17 protein-coding genes and 1 pseudogene are annotated in these 18768 nt (G+C 58.7%); 12 read left to right on the top strand and 6 right to left on the bottom strand.

Annotated features, from left to right (window positions below; all coding sequences use genetic code 11):
- Both DCC24_RS11330 and DCC24_RS11325 read right to left on the bottom strand, forming a co-directional pair.
- Complete coding sequence (locus tag DCC24_RS11330) at positions 1-843, bottom strand: ABC transporter permease (protein ID WP_110100015.1); 843 nt, start codon at positions 841-843, stop codon at positions 1-3.
- Positions 840-1706 (bottom strand): ABC transporter ATP-binding protein, encoded by an 867-nt coding sequence (locus tag DCC24_RS11325; RefSeq protein ID WP_110100014.1) that lies wholly within the window; start codon positions 1704-1706, stop codon positions 840-842. Before DCC24_RS11325 ends, DCC24_RS11330 begins: the two co-directional genes overlap by 4 nt.
- Positions 1707-1890: 184 nt before the next feature.
- Between DCC24_RS11325 and DCC24_RS11320 the strand changes: the two genes are divergently transcribed.
- Both DCC24_RS11320 and DCC24_RS11315 read left to right on the top strand, forming a co-directional pair.
- Positions 1891-2724 carry an NAD(P)-dependent oxidoreductase gene (locus DCC24_RS11320; protein WP_110100013.1) on the top strand — a complete coding sequence of 278 codons (834 nt, stop codon included), beginning with the start codon at positions 1891-1893 and terminating at the stop codon, positions 2722-2724.
- Between the two features lie 5 nt (positions 2725-2729).
- Complete coding sequence (locus DCC24_RS11315) at positions 2730-3302, top strand: cysteine hydrolase family protein (protein ID WP_110100012.1); 573 nt, start codon at positions 2730-2732, stop codon at positions 3300-3302.
- Here the strand turns inward: DCC24_RS11315 and DCC24_RS11310 are convergent.
- The 4 genes from DCC24_RS11310 to betT all read right to left on the bottom strand — a co-directional run bounded on the left by DCC24_RS11310 (position 3296) and on the right by betT (position 10771).
- Complete coding sequence (locus tag DCC24_RS11310) at positions 3296-5131, bottom strand: HNH endonuclease signature motif containing protein (protein ID WP_158278499.1); 1836 nt, start codon at positions 5129-5131, stop codon at positions 3296-3298. The two genes, DCC24_RS11315 and DCC24_RS11310, sit on opposite strands and share 7 nt — an antisense overlap.
- 262 nt (positions 5132-5393) lie before the next feature.
- Positions 5394-6971 (bottom strand): GMC family oxidoreductase, encoded by a 1578-nt coding sequence (locus DCC24_RS11305; RefSeq protein WP_110100010.1) that lies wholly within the window; start codon positions 6969-6971, stop codon positions 5394-5396.
- A gap of 63 nt (positions 6972-7034) precedes the next feature.
- Positions 7035-8519, bottom strand: coding sequence for an aldehyde dehydrogenase family protein (locus DCC24_RS11300; protein WP_110100009.1), 1485 nt, complete (start codon positions 8517-8519; stop codon positions 7035-7037).
- Positions 8520-8557: 38 nt separating this feature from the next.
- On the bottom strand, positions 8558-10771 hold the full coding sequence (gene betT / locus DCC24_RS11295; RefSeq protein ID WP_110100008.1) for a choline BCCT transporter BetT: 2214 nt from the start codon (positions 10769-10771) through the stop codon (positions 8558-8560).
- A 294-nt stretch (positions 10772-11065) separates the two neighbouring features.
- Between betT and ychF the strand changes: the two genes are divergently transcribed.
- From ychF to DCC24_RS11230, 10 genes and pseudogenes are all read left to right on the top strand, one after another.
- Positions 11066-12151: a redox-regulated ATPase YchF gene (gene ychF / locus DCC24_RS11290; protein WP_110100007.1), complete on the top strand. Its 1086-nt coding sequence runs from the start codon at positions 11066-11068 to the stop codon at positions 12149-12151.
- A gap of 147 nt (positions 12152-12298) precedes the next feature.
- Positions 12299-12532, top strand: a complete 234-nt coding sequence (locus tag DCC24_RS11285; RefSeq protein ID WP_110100006.1) for an Arc family DNA-binding protein — start codon at positions 12299-12301, stop codon at positions 12530-12532.
- The gene (locus DCC24_RS11280) at positions 12529-12954 is read left to right on the top strand and encodes a type II toxin-antitoxin system VapC family toxin (protein ID WP_110100005.1); all 426 of its coding nucleotides are present in this window, start codon (positions 12529-12531) and stop codon (positions 12952-12954) included. Before DCC24_RS11285 ends, DCC24_RS11280 begins: the two co-directional genes overlap by 4 nt.
- Positions 12955-12966: 12 nt before the next feature.
- Positions 12967-13503, top strand: a complete 537-nt coding sequence (locus tag DCC24_RS11275) for a GNAT family N-acetyltransferase (RefSeq protein WP_158278495.1) — start codon at positions 12967-12969, stop codon at positions 13501-13503.
- Between the two features lie 543 nt (positions 13504-14046).
- Positions 14047-14772, top strand: coding sequence for a hypothetical protein (locus DCC24_RS11265; RefSeq protein WP_110100002.1), 726 nt, complete (start codon positions 14047-14049; stop codon positions 14770-14772).
- A gap of 221 nt (positions 14773-14993) precedes the next feature.
- Positions 14994-15230, top strand: a pseudogene (locus DCC24_RS12415) (type II toxin-antitoxin system RelE/ParE family toxin); the annotation flags it as partial.
- A gap of 5 nt (positions 15231-15235) precedes the next feature.
- On the top strand, positions 15236-15541 hold the full coding sequence (locus DCC24_RS11255; RefSeq protein ID WP_110100035.1) for a helix-turn-helix domain-containing protein: 306 nt from the start codon (positions 15236-15238) through the stop codon (positions 15539-15541).
- Between the two features lie 644 nt (positions 15542-16185).
- Entirely contained in the window at positions 16186-16491 is a 306-nt protein-coding gene (locus DCC24_RS11985) for a hypothetical protein (RefSeq protein WP_146206324.1), read from the top strand.
- A 58-nt stretch (positions 16492-16549) separates the two neighbouring features.
- Positions 16550-17314 (top strand): sulfite exporter TauE/SafE family protein, encoded by a 765-nt coding sequence (locus DCC24_RS11240; protein WP_110099999.1) that lies wholly within the window; start codon positions 16550-16552, stop codon positions 17312-17314.
- A 1042-nt stretch (positions 17315-18356) separates the two neighbouring features.
- The gene (locus DCC24_RS11230; RefSeq protein ID WP_233492078.1) at positions 18357-18677 is read left to right on the top strand and encodes a TSUP family transporter; all 321 of its coding nucleotides are present in this window, start codon (positions 18357-18359) and stop codon (positions 18675-18677) included.
- The last annotated feature ends 91 nt before the right edge of the window (positions 18678-18768 follow it).

Below are 18768 nucleotides of genomic sequence, written 5' to 3'. Positions count from 1 at the left end.
TTATCGGCGGGTAGAGCCTAGGGTGGACAGCCAGCACAAGCCGGCGAAAATCACCGTCCAGGCCAGGGAGATCCCCAGAATCCAGGCCAGGGAATCGGATTCAAACTCGCCGGTGACGAAAGCTTGCTGATCCAGAATGAGTCCCTCAGCCTGGGGATAGTGAGCCAGCTGGCCGGTACCATACATTGGCGTGAAGCGACCGATCTCGAGCAGTGTTCCGCTCAAGGGCATAAACAGGTTACCGAGGAAGGCCAACACGACCAGGAAACCAGACCCAATGGCGACCGCGGACTGGGCACGGAAAATCATCGCCACGGCGAGCCCATAGAACACGAACGGGATGGTGCCAACAATGGTCAGTGCTGCCGTAGCTATCCAATGCCCCACTGTATCGAATTCCGCTCCCGTGGTGGCTCCTAGAATCAGGATCAGCGTGGTGGGCAGAATGGCCAAAATCATGCCCATCAGCATTTTGGACACCATAAACAAGGGGTTAGACAGCCCGGTGAGCGCTAACACTCGATTCCAGCCGTATTGCTTTTCCACTACCGCGGAACTACTGACCGCCGTAGCAGCGATCACCGAACCGTAGCAAGCCATGGAGGTCATCACCCAAGCGGTCATATTGCCGTCGCCGAAGTTCAACTCGGCAACATCACCGGCCACCCCAAACATCAGGTACAACATGGCCGGTAAGACCAGGATGAAGAAGGTCGACTCCCACATCCGTAGGGACCGCCACGTGTCCCAGGCCAGGTAGTGGACGAAAATGCTCAGGGTGGACCGAGCTGGCGAACCCCCGTGTGAAGGTTTCGTGGTGGTGTGTGAAGCTATGGCGGTCATGAGGGGTCTCCTTCCAACAGGTTTTCCAGCCCGTGTTGAGTAATCTGAACGTTGGAAATCCATCCGTGATTTAGCAATTCGTTAGCCAGCTGATCGGATCGATCGGTTCGGATGCTGATCCGTCGTTTTGCTGGGTCCCAATCGAGTGCGGTTTTTTCCGGTAGTACCTCGAAGGGTTCTTGAGAGTGGCGCCATGTTCCCGTGATGGTGCTGGTGCCTCCGAGTTGGTCAGCCGGTGCGTCGGCGGTGATGGACCCAGATTTCATCACCACGATGCGGTCGGCGAATTCTTCGGCCTCTTGCAAATAATGCGTGGCAAAAATGATGGTTCCCCCACCACGCGCCCAGCTCGTCATCGAGTCCCAAAACCCTCGACGCGAGGTGATGTCCATGCCGGAGGTGGGCTCATCGAGTAGCAGAATCTCCGGGTCGGGAAGGATCGCCAGGGCGAACCGGAGTCGTTGGACTTGCCCGCCCGAACACTTGCCGACCTTGGTCTTCTTGAAAGCAGTGACCCCAGCCTTTTCCATCACCTCCGGTATCGGGAGGCTGTGCCGATGCAGACCAGCAATCATGCGTAGGGTCTCTTCGACCGTGAGGTCTTCCAATAGGCCTTTGGTCTGGAGCACGGCACCGATACGGCCACTGGCCTCAGTCGGCGGGCCTGCTAGGACCTTAACGGATCCGCTTTGTGGCGTGGTGTAGCCCAGAATCATATCGAGCAGCGTCGTCTTTCCGGCCCCATTAGGGCCCAACAAGGCCAGGATCTCGCCGGGATCAACATGCAGTGAGAGGTGGTCCACGGCGGTTAACTGTCCGAATCTTTTGGTGACATTTTCGATGTCGATCGCTGGAGTAGTCATGGCATCCACTTTTCCGTACCGGCTCGTTGTGGTGCAGTGTCGCCGATCAGGACTCTCGAGTGACAAAAGTCAGTTCCACCACCGTGGGCGTTATCTGTAACCAGGTTATCTCCGCCGGCTCTGACAGCGGTAGGCTATGGGTGTGCCTCAGATCACTTCGGCTGTGTTGAGAAAGGACACCACGATGACTCACGAATCATCCAACATGTTGAGCGGCAAGACCGTTATTCTCTCTGGAGGGTCACGGGGTATCGGTTTAGAGATCGCCAAGAAACTCGCGTCCGACGGGGCCCAGATTGCTTTGCTGGCCAAGACTGCTGAACCTCATCCAAAGCTACCGGGCACGGTCTACACCGCAGCCGATGAGATCCGTGAGGCAGGTGGGAAAGCGCTTCCTCTCGTGGGGGACGTGCGTGAGGAAGCCAATGTCGTCGAGGCAGTTAACAAGACGGTGGCTGAATTCGGTGGAATCGATATCGTCATCAATAACGCCTCCGCTATTAATCTTGAGCCTTCGGACAAGATCGAGATGAAACGGGTGGATCTGATGCATGACATCAATACCCGTGGGACGTTCTTGTTGACTCGGACGGCGTTGCCGTACCTGAAGAAGTCCTCCGACCCGCGGATCTTGACCCTCTCGCCACCGCTGAACACCTCGCCGAAGTGGCTAGGTGTAGCCCCGGCATACATGTTGGCCAAGTATGGGATGACCCTCGTTGCGTTGGGCATTGGCGCTGAACACCGTATCCCCTCTACCACGCTATGGCCTGAAACCACCATCCAGACCGCGGCAGTACAGTATGCCTTGGGCGGAGACGAGATGATGAAGGTCTCCCGCACGGCAGATGTATACTCGGATTCGGCTCATGTGATCCTGACTTCAGCACCGCAGAAGTACGCCGGAGCCACCGTGCTGTGTGAAGAGGTCTTGCGCGATCACGGCGTGACGGACTTTTCCAAGTACAGCCCGGGCGTGGATGAGAAGGACCTGCAAAAAGATCTCTTTGTGGACTAGATCAGATGAACGCTGTTCTTGGCCCTCACCCCGTCCTGGCGCTGATTGATTTTCAGCGGGTCTTCCACGACCCTGAGCTGGGGTGGGGGTGTCCGGGATACCTCGAGGCCGAGGCCCATGCTGAGCAGACCGCTCAAGCCATTCGTGACCACGGGCTGTCAGTGATCCGTACTCGATTCGTCCGTGATCCCCACGAAACCGGAAGTTGGCGGGCCTACTACGATCGCTGGAACCAATTTCGGCTCGATCCCGACGACCCGGTCTGGGATTTGACGAGCCCTTCGGATGACACCGTAGTGGATCGTCCCACGTTCGGGAAATGGACCGAGGGGCTTGAGCGCCATGTCGATCGCGATTCCGCATTAGTGGTGTGTGGTGTTGCCACGGACTGTTGCGTGCTCTCGACGGTATTCAGTGCCATCGATGCTGGGCAACGCGTCGTGGTGGTGGAAGATGCTTGTGCCGGAGCGACACCGGAACTGCATCGTGAAGCGATTCGTCTGATAGAGCTCCAATCACCGCATGTCACCACCGTCTCAACGAGCGAGGTGCTTCGGTTGCTATCGGCAGATCACTGAAGGAAATAGCCGTTGCGACGTAAGGTGAGGTCGGGAAGATGCCACGGAGCGGCGGCGTACCAGACACCGTCTCGATCGATCCGGGCAATACTCCATTTCCCTTGGTGAATTTCCGTGTGATGTCGCGAGCAGACCAGTGCGGCGTTATCGATTCGCGTTGCTCCGTGGTTTTCCCATTCCACGATGTGATGCACCTGGCACCAGGACGCAGGCATGGTGCATCCGGGGGCTGTGCACCCCTTGTCCCGTGCGACCAAGGCTCGGTGTTGGGCAGGGCTAAAGTCCCGGCGTTCTCGTCCGTAGTCCAGAATGTCGTTTCGTCCGTCGAAAAGTATCGGAACGATTCCCGCTTCACAGGCCAGCGTTCGGAGTCTGGATGGGTGAATGCTTCCGGTGAACTGTCCTTCAGATCTAAAAGCGTGTCCGTTTTCTCCGGGCCGATCCGGGCCATCTGACCCCGGTGGCTTTGATCTGAGGAACTGCTCGGCCCCGGTGCGAGGTTGTTCTGGTCGATACCGTTCGGGAAGTTGTTTGGAGAAGGTCTCGTAGTCCATGGTGACAAGGACCTTGGTGACCTGTCCGCGGGTATGCGCTAAACCGTTCTTTTTCTGTCCCACACCAATGCCTGCGATTAACACTGCCATGAGAGCTTCGAAGCTACGCCGTTTACGGGTTGAATGATTGAACAGAGCGTGCTCGGCATAAAGGATCTCTCGGGAATTTTCGTCGATGGCAGCTACTGCTTCGGGGTCGACTTGCGGGAAGTTGGCTTTGAGCGCAGTGGCGATAGGACTCTCAGGCACCCTGGTCTCTGGGTTTGCGTTTCCAGCACCAGCGCCACGATGATTTTTCAACACGGCGTAGTTATTGGCCGCGTGGTCCAAAGTTGACAATAGCTCTGCACTCAAGCCGAAAGCTCTGCCCCCGAATTCCACGCCACCGCCGGATAGTGGTCGCACCCAAAATTCATCCGTGGCCTTCTTGGGGTCGAGTTCTTCTTCGGGTGCGGGGCCATCTTCGTCCAAGTAGTAGGTGAGTGTTTGTAGCCGGTTTTTGCAGACTTTGCTGAACTCAGAGACGCTCATCGACGCTGCATCCTCAATCAGAATGGGCAAGATCGCATGAATGACCTCTGTGATACGCTCCTGATCAACCTGGCACTGGCGGCCGTAACGCTGGAGATCTTTGAGAAGCTTAATGAGCCGGTCGGCGTTATCAACACAGATGCGACCGGTACTGAATGCTTCGATGAGCTCGGGATATTGGACTGGCTGTGCCTCACCCAAGCCTGGCGGAGGAGCTGGGACCAGATATTCGCTTCGAGTTTGACGCCGTTTGAGATCGGGCTTACCCAGACCGAGTGCTTCGAGGTAGAAGATTCGCCCGTTTCCATAAGTCATTGATGAACCTGTGGGGACACCGAGCAGAGCTCGTTGATCCTCCGGGCTTCGTGTGGCCTGATGGGCGAAGGACAGTAGCCGAGTTTGAACGCTGGTGAGCAGGGTTGCTGATTGTTCAACGCGACGCGCGACCTCTGGGAATGCATTATGCGGTTCCTCTGGGGCGAGGAGATCTTCCGGTTCTTGAGGGTGTTGTGGTTCAGAGGAGCCAGCCAGAGACGTATTCCAGTCGGAGACTTCTGCGGCACGAGACCAATGCGCGAACATCTCATAACTGTCCTCGGCATCCAATTTCGCGTTAAAAGCCGATAGCAGTTGAGTGAGCCCGTGAGCGAGCTCGCCTAAGGAGGCTTGATCGGCGGCTTGCAGATCAAGGAACGCGGTGATGTCCGGGCCGTGCGGTGGGGCTGAACTGGCGGTGCGCACCATGTTCGACTCCTCCTTTCTTGCCATCCACTCTATAGAACAGATATGCCAAGATAAGGTGAGATCGAGTGAATTGTGGAGAGTGACTAGAATAAGCGTTCTATATCCATGAGGGTGGGGCGAGACGGTGTGCGCTGACAGTATCTCGACAGTTGGCGGGTTGTTCCCTTGTCGTTAAGAAAAAGCCGGGGTGGCGAATCCGTGAGGACTCTCCGCCCCGGCGCGGTTCGGTGCCAGGTTGTCGACCCGGCGACGAGAGAGGCTGTTACTGGTCGCCCTTGATCAGATCGGAAGCCCGCTCACCGATCAGGTAGATGGTGATGTTCGGGTTCACGGCCACGATCTGAGGCATCACCGAGGCGTCGGCAACGCGCAGGCCATCGACACCCTTGACCTTCAGGTCCGAGGTCAGCGGTGACATCTCGTCATCGTCAGCACCCATGCGGACACTGCCGGCCGGGTGGTAGACGGTGTTGTGGGTCTTGTGCACGTAATCGGCGATGTCTTCATCGGAGGTGACATCTTCGCCCGGGAACAGCTCGCGCCCTTTGAACTGGGCCATGGCCGGCTGATCCATGATCTTGCGGGCCAGTTTGATGCCTTCGACGGCCACACGGGTATCGTGGCCTTCTTCGTCGGTGAAGTAGCGGGGATCCACCTTCGGTTTGTCCCGATAGTCCATCGAACGCAGGCGAACGGTACCGCGCGACTTAGCGTGGGTGATGTTCGGGGTTAGTACGATGGCCTCGTCGGCGGTGGGGTAGCCCTGACGGCGGGTGTGCATATCGAAGGGGACCGAACCATAGTGCATCATCAAATCGGGCAGATCGTGCTCACCGGTGGTGTCCTTGAAGATGCCGATCTCCCACCACTGAGTGGCCTCACGGGGCATGGTGACGTTGGACTCCCAGGAGATGACAGCTTCGGGGTGATCCTGCAGGTTCGAGCCCACACCGGGGGAATCCACGACCACGTCGATGTTGAATTCCTTGAGGTGCTCTGCCGGGCCAATGCCGGACAGCATCAGCAGCTTCGGCGAGTCGATCGCACCGGCGGAGACGATGACTTCGCGGTCGGCACGCATGGTCTTCAACCGGCCGAAGGCGTTGTCTTCATACTCGACCCCAACGGCTTTCTTCTTGGACCCGGCGACATCGTCGAACAGCACCCGAGTGACCCGATGGCCGGTGAAGATGTGCAGATTCTCGCGGTCCATGTTTGGGTGCAGGTAAGACACAGAGGACGAGGCACGGGTGCCGTCCTTCTTGGAGTTGATCTGGAACCAGCCGGCACCATCACCGACGGTGTCGGTGGAATTGTGTTGCACGGTGGGCAGCCCGGCCTGTTCGGCAGCTTCGAGGATGGCCACACCGACCTGATCTTTGGGTGGGACGTTCATGATCTCCACCGGACCGTCGGAGCCGTTGTGATCATAGTCGTTGTCGTTGGTTTCCATGCGCTTGATCAGCGGGCGCACCTCGTCGGGGCCCCAGCCGGCGGCACCCATCTCCACCCAGGCTTGCAGGTCTTCTGTGGGCGGGTGGAAGGCGATGCAGGAGTTGTGGGAGGAACAACCGCCCAGTACCTTTGCACGGGCGTGGCGCATGAAGCTGTTGCCAACTTCCTGTGGCTCGATGGGGTAGTCCCAGTCAAATCCGGATTCCAGCAACTCTGGCCAGCGGTTCAGGGTCAGCACCTCGTCGTGGCCCTGGTCGGTGTCGCCACCTTCCAAAAGCGCGACCTGAATGCTGGGATCTTCGGAGAGTCGAGCGGCGATCACGGCACCGGCGGAACCGCCGCCGACGACGATGTAATCAAAGTGTGGATCGGTATGGTCAGCCATGAATACTTCCTTCACTTCTTCGGTTGGGTGGTCCAATGGACCGGGATCAAAGAACCGGGATTTTTAGTGGCGAGGGAACCAGTCGGCCGGGGCCGGCTCGGTGTTGTGGTAGATGTGCTTGGCCTCGACGTACTCACCCAAGCCCATCTGGCCCAGTTCCCGGCCGATGCCGGAGCGCTTGAACCCGCCCCACTCGGACTGCGGGACGTAGGGGTGGTAGTCGTTGATCCAGATCGTACCGTGACGCAGAGCGCGGGAGACACGGTTGGCGGTCCCCATATTTTGCGTCCACACGGCCCCAGCCAGACCATATTCGGTGTGGTTGGCGATGGCGACGGCTTCTTCTTCGGTGGTGAAGGTCTCCACGGTGATGACCGGGCCGAAGCCTTCTTCGATCACCGCGGGGTTCTCCTGGGTGCAGTTGTCCAAGATGGTGGGAGCATAGAAGAACCCGTGCTCGTGCTCTGCACCGCCCCAGTGGCCACCCACGCGCAGGGTGGCGCCGGCTTCCACACCACGCTTGACGTAATCGGTGACCTTCTCGCGGTGTTCGGCGGAGATCAGCGGACCGGTCTCGGCATTCTCGTCGAAGGGGCCGCCCATCACGATCTTTTCGGCCCGGGCAACCAGCTCGTCGACGAACCGATCGTGGATGGACTCTTCCACGATCAATCGGGTGCCGGCCGAGCACACCAGCCCGGAGTCCAAAAACGCTGCGGTCAGGGCGTTGTCGACGGCGGCGTCAAAGTCGGCATCGGCAAAGACCACGTTGGGGTTCTTGCCGCCCAGCTCCAGGGCGACCTTCTTGACGGTCTTGGCAGCTTCTTGGGCGATCGTGGTGCCGGTCTTGAGCCCACCGGTAAACGAGACCATGTCAATGTCGGGGTGAGAAGACAGTGGGGCACCGGCGACCGCACCGGAGCCGAGCACCAGGTTGGCCACGCCGGCCGGCAGGCCGAGCTTGTCGTAGACGTCGATGATCAACATGGTGGTGTGCGGGGTCAGCTCGGCGGGCTTGATGATGAAGGAGTTCCCAGCGGCCAGGGCAGGGGCCATCTTCCAGGCGGCCTGTAGCAGCGGGAAGTTCCAGGGGGTGATCATCCCCACGACGCCGACCGGCTCGTAGACCACGCGGTCGATCACTGAGGCGTCGCCGGTGTCGACCAGTCGACCCGGGTTGGCATCGGCGATCTTGCCGAAGTAGCGATAGCAACCGATAATGTCGTCCATATCGCCTTCGGCCTCGACCAGGCGCTTGCCGGTATCCAGGGCTTCGGCCCGGGCGAACTCGTCCTTGCGTTCAGTGATCACATCGGCGACCCGAAGCAGGAAGTCACCGCGTTCGGCGGCGGGCACTGAGCTCCACACGCCGGAGTCGAAGGAGGCGCGGGCGGCGGCGATGGCTTCTTCCACGTCGGCGGTGGTGGCTTCAGAAACCACATCCACCTCGGTGCCATCGGCCGGGCAGATCACGGTGCGGGTACCGCCGTCAGAGGCTGGCTTCCATTCACCGTTGATGTACAGGGTTGTCGGTTCGGTTGTGTTCATAGATTGTTACCTAGCCTTGCGGAATCCGTCGGAGCTGGTCAGGAATTCGTGGATTCGGTATCGGTGTCCTGGGCGCTGGTGGGCTCAGGAACCGGTACCTGGTTAATAGAACTGGTATCAGCTTGGTCGGTGTCGTTCCAGGTCTCGGGGGTGAAGGTCTCATCGGCTGGTACTGGTGCCCCGTCCTCACCGGCCATGGACATGTACGCCATGTGCGTGTCGTAGGAATCCAACACGTCGGAAATGACCTGGCCTTTGCTGAGACCGTAAATATCACGTCCGCGGGAACCGGTATTGGAGAAGACCTCCAGCTTGAAGAAGACCTCCTGGACGGTGCGGATGTTGGTGGCGAAGCTCGGCACAGGGTATGCGACCGGGTAGGCTTGGTACTTGAAGTCTTCCTGATCGGTGAAGTGCACGACCAGATCTACATAGGGCAACCCGTGTTCGGGGTGCTGGCCACGGTGGCACTGGACATCTCCGCCGAGTTTCTCGATTTCGGCGGCAACTTCTTCGATCGCCGGAGCAGCGACGGTGTTGACGTACTCGGTCAACTGCTTGTGGCTGGCGAAGCTCATCCGATGACGCAAACGTTGCTGCCACTTGATGCGCTCACCGGACTGGTTCGTGCGCGAGGAGAGCGCGGTGGGTAGCGCCCGGGCCTGCGACAAGGCGACCAGGCGTTCATGCCGCAACATCTTCCACAGGCTGTACATCACCAGGTAGAGCATGATCGACAGTGGGAGACCCACGATCACGGTAAAGGCCTGAAGCGTGTAGACGCCATCAATAAACAGCATCGACAGGGTCAGTGCACCGGTGACCACCGCCCAAACGATACGCAACCAGCTGGGGCCGTCGGAGTCGGCCATGGTGGCCTTTGAGGTCATATTGGCCATCACTAGCGAACCGGAGTCAGCCGAGGTGACGTAGAAGAACAGGCCGGTCAGCACGGCCAATCCGATCGTGAAGAACGAGCCCGGGTACTGCTCCAGCAGGGTAAAGAACCCAGATTCGGGAGTGTTATAGGTCTCTTCGAGGAAGGTGGGATCGGACTGGAAGAAGCCCAGCGCGGCGTTGCCCAGGATGGAGACCCACAGCAGGATGAAGGCAAAAGGAATCAGCAGCACGCCGACGACGAACTCGCGTAGCGCGCGACCGCGGGAAATACGCGCCAGGAACAGGGCAACGAACGGCGCCCAGGCGATCCACCATGCCCAGAAGAACAAGGTCCAGTCGGCCATCCACTGATCAGCGGGTAGCTCAGGTGCCTGACCATCAGTGTAGGCGAAGGTGTTCATCAGCATCGAGGGCATGGACGAGAAGAAATCCCCGATGTTCTGGACCAGGGCGTTAAGTAACTGGGTGGTGTTGTCTGCAATCAGTATCCAAGCCAGCAGAGCGATGGCCAGGTAGATGTTCAGCTCGGAGAGCAGGCGAATACCCTTATCCACACCGGAGACGGTGGAGACGATGGCGATCAGCACCGAAATGGCCATCAGTGCGATCTGTACGGTCATGGACTGGGGGATGTCGAACACGGCCGACAGGCCGTAGTTCAAAAACACCACGCCAATACCTAGGGAAACGGCAATACCGGAGATGGTGCCGATCGTGGCGGCGATCTCGACGGTGTGGCCCACCGGGCCGTGGATGCGTTTGCCGAAGATCGGGGCCAGCGCCGAGCGGATACTCAGCGGCAAGTGGTAGCGGTAGGCAAACAGGCCGAAAGCCATACCCAGCAGTGCGTACATGGCCCAGCCGGGGATGCCGTAGTGGAAGATGGTCCAGATCGGGGCCATCCGAGCGGCCTCTTCAGATTCGGGGGCGACATCCGGGGGAGTCAGATAGTTAGTGGCCGGACCGGAGATGCCGAAGAACATTAGGTCCACGCCAATACCGGCGGCAAAAAGCATGGCCGCCCACGTGAACATATTGTATTTCGGGCGGGCATGGTCCGGGCCGAGCCGGGTATGTCCGGATCGGGTGAGCGCCACAATCAGCACGAATACCACAACGATGGCTGCGGTGAGTACGTAGTACCAGCCAAAGTTCTCCGAGACCCATCCCATGGCCCCAAAGATGGCATTTTCGGCGGTGGATGGCCAGATCGATGCAAACAACACGAAGGCAACCAGGATGATCAGGGCGCCCCAAAAGACCGGCCAATTGACCTTTGACGGTGCGGAAGAGTCGGAAAGATCGTCTTCTGGTGACTGTTGTGCTTCAGTCACTGAAGTGGCGGCTGACATGCAGTCGGACCTCAACTTTCTGTGGTGTTGTGTCCTGCGAACCCGGTGGTACCTTGCCCTGAGCCGGGCACGCAGGTGATCGAGTATGGATAAGCGACACACAACCGCCGAGCGTGATCGATGAAACGCAAGCACAGCCGATCTGTCTCGACGGTAACCTACGTTAGGCTACTCTGACCGAATAACGCCCTCAACATCTCACCAGCGGTTGCGATATGACCTTGACCACGGGTCTTGGCGAGCGGGACGTATCATGCCTGGAGTCGAAACCGTGACGCGGTAGAGTGATACACCGTGGCTTTAACTATTGGATTCGTCGGACTTCCCAACGTGGGGAAATCAACGCTATTTAATGCACTCACGCGACAGACCGTGTTGGCAGCGAATTACCCCTTCGCGACTATTGACCCCAACGTGGGCGTGGTGAACCTTCCCGATCAGCGTTTGGACCAGCTGGCAGAGATGTTCCACTCGGAAAAGATTCTGCCGGCCACGGTGTCATTCGTGGACATTGCTGGAATTGTCAAAGGCGCCTCGGAAGGCGAGGGGCTGGGTAACCAGTTCTTGGCCAATATTCGTGAAGCTCAGGCCATTGCCCAGGTGGTGCGGGTCTTCGAGGACTCTGATGTGGTTCATGTCGACGGACAGATCAACCCGACCTCCGATATGGAAACCATTAACACCGAGCTGATCCTGGCGGATTTGCAGACTCTCGAGAAGGCTATTCCTCGAGTGGAAAAAGAAGTCAAAGGAAAGAAACGCCCGCAGGCGGAACTGGATGCCATGGTGGCGGCCCAGAAGGTGCTGGAACGTGGCGAGACGATCTTCTCGGTCATCGAGTCGGAGAAACTTGATCTCGAGGCGCTCAAAGAGCTCAATCTGCTCACTGCCAAGCCGTTCATCTACGTGTTTAACTCCGACGAGACGGTCCTGAACGATGAGGCCAAGAAAAAAGAACTAGCTGAGCTGGTCGCACCGGCGCAGGCAGTCTTCTTGGATGCCAAGTTCGAAGCAGACCTCGCTGAACTGGATGAGACCGAAGCCCAGGAGATGTTAGCCCTGAACGACCAAGAAGAATCGGGGCTGGACCAGCTGGCTCGCGTTGGTTTCGAGACCTTGAAATTGCAGACCTACCTCACCGCCGGCCCGAAGGAAGCCCGGGCCTGGACCATTAACCAAGGAGACACCGCTCCACAGGCTGCCGGCGTGATTCACACTGATTTCGAGCGAGGCTTCATCAAGGCCGAGATCGTCTCCTTCGACGATTTGATGGCGGCCGGATCAATGAACGAGGCCAAGGCTGCCGGTAAGGTCCGAATGGAGGGCAAAGACTACGTCATGCAAGACGGCGACGTGGTGGAGTTCAGGTTCAACGTGTGATCGGCGCTCTCTGCGATGATCCGAGCACCGCCCCGGTTGCCTCGTTATGAGAGGACCGGGGCAGTGCCGTACTTGGAGGGCCCTCGCCTCTGTCGCGGTTGCTAGGTGCTCTGCTATCATGATTGATATCAGAGGAGGTGTTCGCAGATGTCATCCATCATCGTTCGCGGTCTCGACGACGCCGTGAAGCAGCAACTCGCTGCACAGGCGAAGGAGCACGGTCGGTCGATGGAAGCCGAAGTTCGCGCCATCCTGACCAAAGCTGCCCGCCGGCCGCACATAGGAATCGCTCTGCTGGCAGCCGCGCAGGATGTCGGGGGAGTCGAGGAGCTACCGATCCCGGTGCGCGATGACGTCGCGCGGGCGGTGGACTTCGAGTGATCATCCTCGACACAAACGTGATCTCGGAGATCTTTCGACCCTTGCCCGAGCCACGCGTAGCGGACTGGCTCACGTCCCTGGAGGGTGACGTAGCCATCACGTCCGTCACGCTCGCAGAACTGCTGGCAGGTTTGCGGCGGTTGCCGGATGGTCGGCGCAGAGATGCGCTGACCAGACGAATTGACGTGGCGCTCGCACCGTACAGGGGCGGCCGCGCTGTGTTGCCGTTCGATGACGTGGCCGCCGACCGCTATGCCGACGTGCTCGTGGCTCGAGAGCGCGCGGGAGCGCCGATCAGTACCGCCGACGCGCAGATCGCCGCGATCTGCCTGGCGCACGGAGCAACCTGCGCTACGCGCAATGTGAAGGACTTCCAGCACACCGGCGTAGAACTGGTGGATCCGTGGAAGGTCGATGCGTGAAGCATCATTCGATTGAGGTCATCGCCCATCAGCAACGCACGGAGGCAGATCTGGCGTGAGCTTCGAGAATTCTTCGGTAGTGAGTATCTCGAGGAGTTCGGAGAGTGGGATCCGCAGCAGTCCTACGGCTACGCGTCACATGATGTCCACGTCAGGGCACGGGCCGAGAACCGCGTCGTCGACCACGTGGGATGGGTGCGCGGCGAGATCGCTGTCGGTACGGAGGTCGTCGCGATCGTGGGAGTCGGCGGTGTCTTGATCTGCGCTGACGCAAAAGGGGTGCGTCTCGGGGGTGAGCTCATGGGGTGGGCTGAGCAGTCGGTGCGGGATCTTGACCAACTCGCGTTCGACTACTTGTGCTGTCGAGAGCAAGTCGTCCCGTTCTACGCTCCATGTGGTTGGCCTCGGATCTATGCCCGCGAGAAGTCGATCGGACGTGACGGCGAATCTGTCGTGGATGAGCTCGGCCCGTCGATCCTCATCCTGCCAATCGCCCCGCTCGAGTCGTGGCCAAAGGGCGACGTCGACCTGCGCGGACGGGCTTTGTAGTCGCTGACTGCAGATGGCCGTACGTGCCGGAATGCGGTCGAGTTCCGCTTTAACGTGTAGCGGATCAACCACCGGTGCGAAGAAGTAGCGATGGCGAACGAACGGATCACCGACCGAGGATTTCGTCGAGGCTCAGCTTCGATTGCTAGGCTTCTACGACGGTCCGGACGAAATTGTCGTCGAAAAGCCTGTCTTCGCTGAGATCTAAGACTCGTACCCGGCCGTGGACCTGCCGAAGCTCTGGATCCAGTGTGTCAAGAAGATCATCGACAAGGCCCGCCTGCCTGTCGCGAAGCTGGAAAGCATGACCCAGCTTCAGGTCCACCCCCGAGCTACGCACGCCCACCAAGGGCTACCCACAGGGAGTGCTGAACAAGATCGTGACGCTGCTCCCCGAGAAGATGATTCTCTTCCTCACGGTGTACCAGGACTTCGACGTCGTGGCATCCGTCATGTCGGAGTCCTCAGGCCAGTAACTCCCTTCTATCCGAACAGATGGTGGGGATGCTTAAAATGTGACGGGGCTTCCTTCAGACTTAGGTCATGGCGAAGTTCGACACCGGCTGGGCGATCATTGAGATCGACCGATTCTCGCCCATACCGGCGCAGGTCCACCCGGGCACGGGTTCAGGGCTTGCATTTGTCGGCACCGTCATGCGTGGCCCCAGGACCGAGGCGTCAGAGCGAGCGCATGTTATCCAGCAAATCCTTGATCGGGCGTTGCCGGGGTGGTCGCGGAACCGTTCGGACAAGGACAAGGACTACTCGTGGCTGCGCGATCAGGCGTCTCGGGCGAAGGTCGCACTGCGGAGGCAAGTAGGGCTCGCCGAGAAGCTCGAGGACAACGCCCCGGATATGGACGCAGCCAATCTCCACCCGTGGGCATGGGAGAATGGGCGCTTGTACTGGAAAACCCGGCACTATCATCAGACTGTCATGCACGTCGCCATCCGGATGAACGTCGAGTCACAGGCCAAGCTTGGCCGGAAGGATATCTCGGAGACTGCGCTGTTCAACGAGGCGTTCTCGCTGACCCCTCCAAATCTGAAGCCACTAGGTGGCGACTGGTCGAGGATGACGGCAACAAGACGTACGAAAATCTCCACCGTGGGGCTCGTGCCTTTGCCGAGGGGCTCTACGCTGCCCTCGGCAACCCTTGAATGCACACCCGTGAAGAGGTCATCGGACCGGGGCGGAGATTTGTCGATGCGGACGGCAATGGAAGGACGAACTCTCGTTGTATGCGTGGCGAGCTCTCGCGGAGCATAGGAAGAGTTGCCGAAATATGGGGTGGCGATTTTCGCTCTAATCTCTGGGAGCACTCCCAGTCGCTATGAGAACTTGAGTCTAGACCTTGCAGGGTCTATGGTGAGGGCATGTGGAGCGTGGACATTGAGCCAATTGAAGTGTGGCTCGCTTCACTGGATGACGGTTCGCGTGAGCAGGTGGTCGCCGCGATCGAGTTGCTGGAGGATTAAGGGCCCCAGCTCGGTCGACCGATCGTCGACAGCGTAGCCGGGTCCCGGCATAAGAATATGAAAGAGCTCAGGCCCGGCTCGTCTGGCCGGTCCGAGTTGCGCGTTCTGTTCGCGTTCGATCCAGAGCGAGCGGCGATCATGCTGATCGCCGGAGATAAGACCGGCGATTGGAAACGCTGGTATAAGAAGCACATTTCGTTGGCCGACGACCTCTTCGACAAGCATCTGGCCCGACTGAGAAGAGAGTGATTGAAATGGCAAAGAACCTGAAGGATTTCGTCGCCGAGCATCCTGTTGACCGGGGACGGGTTGAGGTGCACAAGAAGCGGATGCTTGCTGAGGTTCGCGCCTACCGTCTGCGAGAGCTACGGGAGCAGGCCGGACTGACGCAAGCGCAGCTGGCAGAGCGCATTGGCGTCGGGCAGCGGCAGGTTTCGAAGATCGAGCAAGGCGACCTCGACAGCGCGAAGGTTGGCACCATCCGCAGTTACCTTGAGGCCGTCGGTGGCGAACTCTCCCTTGAGTACGTGATGGGAGACCAGCGAATGCAGGTCGCCTAACGGCAGATGTTTGTCCGTGCCAGAACATAGTCGAGTTCCGCTTTAACGTGTAGCGCTGGAGGGGCTCGGTCACCGTCTTGTCGCGGGATAAGGCGACGGTTGTCTCCTCACTTCCTGGATGGTCCGTCTGGATCGGTTTACAGTACTGATATGTCCTCAGTCGCAACGCGGGATCCCTCGTTCACGTTGCCCGGAAAATTTAAATGCATCGCCGATATTAGCCAACAGCTCTTGGCATATATTGCAACTCTCTTGGTGCTGGCCCTCCTGGTTGTCCTGTCCGCCGCGGACGTGCTGAGGGGTGATGTGGGCAGTGATGATCCCGTACCTGCGGAATTTGTGTTACTTTGTTGGGGCGGGATTATGGGATGTTGCCCCGTGTAACACAGGGCCCTTGCGGTGTAAAAGATGACTATATTGCGCAAAGCCCTCGCTTTATTCCGACGTTGCTGTTCTCGCAGATCATCGGTGTGGTCTTGTTCACCGTGGTGGCTGTCCTTCTCGTCACCTGGCAAACGGCCGAATATTCACCAGGAACTGTGATTGGTTCAATTTCTCGCGAGCCACGAGCATTGGCCACGGTGGTATTTTATTGTGTCACGCTCTGTGTTCGGCCACATGCCGCGGCCCATTTCCTGATCAAGATGACCTCGAAACCAAACACACAGGTTCTCGGCCTGATTGTCGGGCTTCCGGCATTTCTGGTGACTTTATTGGGTGGTTTGATCTTGGCAGCCGTCCAACGCACTCCGGACTCCGTGGATCTGGCCCAAAAATTTGCCCTCTGGGGTGGGCTCGCTCTCTGTGGCCTGGCTGTTTATCTGGTGACACTCATCTGGTGGAGCATCTCGGTGCGTAACCAACGGCTCAGTCCACCGCCGCGTCACCCGGGGATGTTCGTTGGGGTGTATCAACGGGGCCGGGATAACGACGCAAAGGGACAGCACTAGAGCTCTCGTGCACGCCTGAGACGACGGACACTTGTCGATGTTAACCTAGTGTGGAGACATGAACGCTTGGACCATCGTCACCATCACGGTGATAGCCGTACTGGTCGGCACGATCCTGCAACGGCTATCGGGAACCGGTGTGGGCCTGGTTGTTGCCCCCGTACTGTCACTTGTGCTCGGTCCGGCCTTCGGCGTACTCCTGACCAATATGACCACGATGGTGTCCGGGTTTCTGATTATGCTCAGCGTGTGGTCGAGCATTAGCTGGCGTCACTACGGGTGGATCATTATCCCAGCTGTTCCCGGTGCATGGGCGGGAGCCTGGCTGGTGAGCCAGCTCTCTGCCGCCTGGCTGTCTATCGTCCTGGGAGCGATCGTCGTGCTTGCCATAGTGGTCACCGTGTCCCTACGTCAGCTACCAGAGTTAACGGGGCGCCCCACAACAGTGGTGGCAGGTGCACTGGGAGGACTGTTTAATTCAACGTCGGGAGTCGCCGCGCCGGTGATGGTAATCTACTCCCGGCTCTCACGGTGGGACCAGCGCTCTTTTGCGGCCACGCTCCAGCCGATCTTCATGACCATGGGAGCACTCTCTGTCGTGATGAAACTAGGTATGGGAACGGTGATGGACGGCCCAGAACCAGACATCCCGCTGGTGGTGTTGTTGGTCTGTATTGTGGTCGCGGTGGGATTGGGTTTGACGGTCGCGCTTTTTCTCTCCCGCTACGTCTCCGCTCTGACAGCACGCAGAATGGCCATGACACTGGCCGGCCTCGGTGGCGTCAGTGCGATAATGCGGGGAGTGTTTCAGCTAGTGGCTTGACCATGAGCCTCGATCTGCATGGTGAAAAGACGAATGGCGTCACGAGCACCGAGCAGCAGTGGTGGAAGACGGGTGCAACGTGCCGCAATGATCGAGCGTTGTGCGCAGGTGTGCGAGAGTTTCGCACACCAGTTGGTTGGTCACGCGATTGCTCACCATCAGCACGGCTCGGCAGATAGGGGAGACATCCAGCTCCCGCGCTGAGGCCGGCAGGATACTGATTAGGAGAAAATCTCGTTCAGTTGCTGGTAATGAGACAACCGGCCCCTATCATCTGCAACTGTTCATCATGACTCGTGCTCGAACCAGGGTATAAGAAATCCTCAATCAGGATGTCGACTTGGTTGAAGGGATATCAGATACCGTTGTGTCTTTGATGTCGGATATTAGATTCGACGGATCTGGGTGGTACAGCGGTGCGCTTGGTCGTCGACATCAGGACAAGAGCAAAACTCTGTATCTGTCTGATATGGCCTTCGACGACCGTAGTTATACTGTTCTGAGTCTTCTGGAATGTGACGGTCGAGTAGATTCCGCAACGGCGAGTCGGCGTCTGAACCTCGGGCCTGCTCAAGCTCGCCGTATCGTACGGCGGTTGCTCGGGTCCCGGCAGATAGCCCAACGAGTTGAAGCAGCTCATATGCAAGATCAGTGGTCAGGAGTCCTGGTGCTGTGGATGATGGTCTCAGCACATCGCCTCCTGGACGTTTCGAGGCGAATCGAACAGATACCAGGTGCCAGATTATGCGCAACACTCGTGGGCGGAGGCGCGAATTTGTATGTTGTCACGTGGTTGAAGTCCCTCCGTGATGCTGCTGAGACAGAAGCTGAGATTGTCTCCGATCTTCCGGTACGGGTTGTAGACCGGAGCCTCGTGCTGCAGTACTTCAAAAGGATGGGCGTGCTCATCGACCACAATGGGCGACGCATTGGTTATGTGCCGTGGGTCCAAGACTCCAGTCAACCGGTTCATGAGGGGCGGTGTCTCGCTGAAAGCGTGCAACACATCACATAGTTTTCGGTGCTGACATACGATGAGATCGTGGGCACGCTTATCATCATCGTGCTAGCCGTGATGGTTGGCACGGTCCTGCAACGATTGTCAGGGACCGGCGTGGGATTGGTCGTCGCTCCGGTACTGTCGTTGGTTCTTGGGCCGACCGCCGGGGTGTTGCTGACCAACATGACCACGACGATTTCTGGCTTTCTGCTTATGCTCAGCGTGTGGTCAAGAATTCGTTGGCGCCAGTATTGGTGGATCATTATCCCGGCCCTTCCAGGTGCGTGGGCGGGCGCCTGGCTGGTGAGTCAGCTTTCTGCCGCGTGGCGTAGTGCCTCATGTCAAACTGAGCGCGAAGGGTAAGTCGTGCCTCACAGATCGTGAGCGCGAGAGGTCGCGTGGCTGCAGTGTCGTGCCTCAGCTAGTTTGAGCGCGAAAACTTGGGTTAGCTGGC

The organism is Auritidibacter sp. NML100628 (assembly GCF_003185985.1).
GTDB lineage: Bacteria > Actinomycetota > Actinomycetes > Actinomycetales > Micrococcaceae > Auritidibacter > Auritidibacter ignavus.
Note: the sequence above shows the minus strand (reverse complement) of the source record. Positions and strands in the feature narration are given on the sequence as shown.